Below are 456 nucleotides of genomic sequence, written 5' to 3'. Positions count from 1 at the left end.
AACCCTGACCCAATCAAATTAGGGCTGGGTCAGTTTTCGATGCAAACGCCGGGTCAGTTTTCAGTGCAAACCAACACGTATCACCACTGGCGCGTCTTTGCTCCAACATCTTCTGGTGTTCGCATCACATTTGATGAGCAGCATCTCCAACCCTCAATTTCTGGAGTTCCCGATCTGCAGATGAAAGAAGTAGAGTACGTAAAGATCAGCGATATCCGTAGCACTCCTATTGATCGGCATAGCTTGCCTTTCCTCAAACGCTATCCATACTCCCAAGAAAGTGAGGTGCGCTTGCTCTGGCAGTCGCGTGAGGAACGAGCATCTTTTGAACTACCTATCAACTTGCAGGCGATCCAAAGGATAACCCTCAGCCCGTGGCTGCATCCAGCACTCCACCAAAGCGTAAAGGCCATTCTGCACAGCATTGATGGCTGCAGCTCATTGAGGATTCACGGC

General features: G+C 50.2%; 1 protein-coding gene. It reads left to right on the top strand.

Annotated elements, in window-relative coordinates; all coding sequences use genetic code 11:
• On the top strand, nucleotides 1–456 hold a 456-nt coding region (locus KVT32_RS28760), incomplete at both ends, for a DUF2971 domain-containing protein (RefSeq protein WP_217619276.1).

It is taken from the genome of Achromobacter sp. GbtcB20, from assembly GCF_019091095.1.
Lineage (GTDB): Bacteria > Pseudomonadota > Gammaproteobacteria > Burkholderiales > Burkholderiaceae_B > Achromobacter > Achromobacter mucicolens.
Note: the sequence above shows the minus strand (reverse complement) of the source record. Positions and strands in the feature narration are given on the sequence as shown.